The following is a 2,444-nucleotide window of genomic DNA, read 5'->3' as shown; positions in this document are numbered from 1 at the left end:
CCGTGTGCTCTTCCGATCTATGTAGGCATGTCGTCGCAGTTGCTGGTGAGCGGCTTGAAGCGGTTTTCGGGGTAGGGGGGTGGTTTTTTGTACGGTGGGTCGGGGTGAAGTGCTCTCATTTTTTTGCCCTTGGTGAATTCATTTGAACTACCACCGGCCTTTCCTACGGGCTTGGGTGGCAGCCGTACGCGGGAGTAGGAAACTGAGGATTCACCAAACTCAGCCACGCCGAAGCGTGTCCCGCGCACAGCCGCCGCGAACGATTTTACGGACACAGGTTACGTGCCGCAATCAAACGACTGACGCGCGGTGAATCTCCAAGGGTTCCTACGCCCTACCACTGCATCCACAGTGGCAGAGAAAGAATATCCAATCAGCGCACTTCGCACCAGTTCATGCCGGTCGACACAGCTTGAAGGAAATTTCCGGAATCTTTGTACGAAAATTCCGAATCACCGCACGAAAGCGTTGGCGACTGTGAGAGAGACGAGTCAGGAAAGAAATCAGAAAAGGACTAGTTGCCGGTTGGAGGATTCGCTGAACAGCGACGGTACAACAATGAGCATTCAGTGAGTCACGGATAGCGGCTCGGACTGAGCAATCATGCGGGGCATAATCCCGCGATTGGCGTTCGGTAAAGTTCGCGGGCAACCCCACGCACCCCAAGCCTAAGCAGGTGTCGGCAGGAGCGAGGCTTGCCCGCGAAGGCGCCTGTTGAGACGCCTCAACTACCAGCGTTAATCACGCCACCAAAACAGCGTGAGGTTGCGGTCGCAATCGACGCTCAACCACCTCCAGCACATCACAGCCATCGCGCAACGAAATGGCGCAGAGCAGGGCGAAGTCACTGAGGATGAAGGACTCGCACTCAATCGTGCCGCGCATAGCCAGGTTTTCGAGTACCTGGGTGACGGCCTCGATTCGGTACTTGGCAGCGCTGATCAATACATCGAGTGGGGCTTGGGTGTCGACGAACAATGTAGGCATGTCGTCGCAGTTGCTGGTCAGCGGCTTGAAGCGGTTTTCGGGGTAGGGAGCTGGTTTTTTGTAGGGAGGATCCGGAGTCAGTTTTTTCATTTGTTCAATCTCATGAGCATGAATATGAACTGCCAACAGCCTTCCTACGGGCTAGGGTGGCAGCCGTGCGCAGGATGTAGGAAACCGAGTGCTCATGAAACCTCGGTCACGCCGAAGCGTGTCCCACGCACAGCCGCCGCGAACGATCTTACGGACACTGATTAAGTGCCGCAATCAAACGACAGCGCTAATGCGTCATGAGCATGTAAGGGTTCCTACGCCCTACCACTGCATCCACAGTGGCAGCGAAAGAATATCCAATCAGCCCAATTCGCACCAGTTCATGCCGGTCGACACAACTTGAAGGAAATTTCCGGAATTTTTGTACGAAAGTTCCGAATCGCCGCACGAAGGCGTTGGCGACTGTGAGAGAGGCGAGTCAGGAAAGAAATCAGAAATGGACTAGATACCAGTTGGAGGGTTGGCTGAACAGCGACGGTACAGCAATGAGTATTCACTGAGTCACGGATAGCGGTGGTTCGGTGTGTCAGTAAACCACAACAATGTTCGCGGGCAGTCGCATGCTTCCCAGGCCTATACCATGCCGGTAGAGGCGTAGCTGACTCGTAAAGCCCCAGCCGTGACGCCTCAACTGTTGAGTAAACACATTGCTAAAACAACCTCAGGCTGCGGCCGTAATCGATGCTCAACCACCTCTACTACTCAGACCCGTCGCGCAACGAAATGGCTCAGATCACCCGCGGCAAACCAGCTCATCATAGCCAGCAGGTCCGCCTAGCGCTTTAGGTTGGGCGCTAGCACGCATCACCGACGTACAAGTACGTGTCACGAGTCTCTATTTATTGCAGTGCGTAATGACTTACAACTCGTACAAGGCACCAGTAGTCTCACTGAATGCTTAGCAGTGGGACCAATCTTTAATCTTGTCAGTTATTTTTTTCAGATCTTCAATGCTGGTTTCGAAACTATGATTGGTCTCCACAAAAAAAAGTTCGACCTTTTTACTGAGTTTGTATTTGTCTTGTATGTCAGCTCCTCCGTACTCGTCATTGATGCCTTGAATTATTAGTATGGGTGTCTTTATGTATTGTAGGTGCAAGTATCTTTCAGGTTCGACATCTTTTTGCGGGTGCTTGAATGGGTAACCAAGACATATAAGGTGCTTTATATTTAATTCGTCGGCGACCAATGATGCTACTCGGCCTCCGGAAGATCTTGAAATTATTATCGCATCGTCGGGTGACGCAAGCTTGGAGATGATTTTCTTAAGGTTTTTGCATCTGAAGCTAATAATGTCAGGAGATCTAAGGCGGTTGAGCAGGTAGCAAAAAAATTTAGGATGTCTTAGGCCATAAAGTACCTGTGCAACGCGCCCTATTAACTTGCTGTCTTCGGTGTTTTTATAC

2 protein-coding genes are annotated in these 2,444 nt (G+C 51.5%); both read right to left on the bottom strand.

Annotation, left to right across the window (positions count from 1 at the left end):
• Positions 1-741 precede the first annotated feature (741 nt).
• A complete protein-coding gene (locus UB23_RS18920; RefSeq protein ID WP_045060827.1) occupies positions 742-1,077 on the bottom strand; it encodes a hypothetical protein in 336 nt (111 codons plus the stop codon).
• A gap of 859 nt (positions 1,078-1,936) precedes the next feature.
• The coding region (locus UB23_RS30350; protein ID WP_330218110.1) for an alpha/beta family hydrolase at positions 1,937-2,444 on the bottom strand (508 nt) is incomplete at its 5' end.

The organism is Pseudomonas sp. ES3-33, from assembly GCF_000952175.1.
Classification (GTDB): Bacteria; Pseudomonadota; Gammaproteobacteria; order Pseudomonadales; family Pseudomonadaceae; genus Aquipseudomonas; species Aquipseudomonas gregormendelii.
This window is presented reverse-complemented; position numbering and strand designations above follow the sequence as displayed.

Excerpts from the sequence above, each read along its gene's own strand:
- UB23_RS18920 (WP_045060827.1), bottom strand. The coding sequence starts at position 1,077 with ATGAAAAAACTGACTCCGGATCCTCCCTACAAAAAACCAGCTCCCTAC.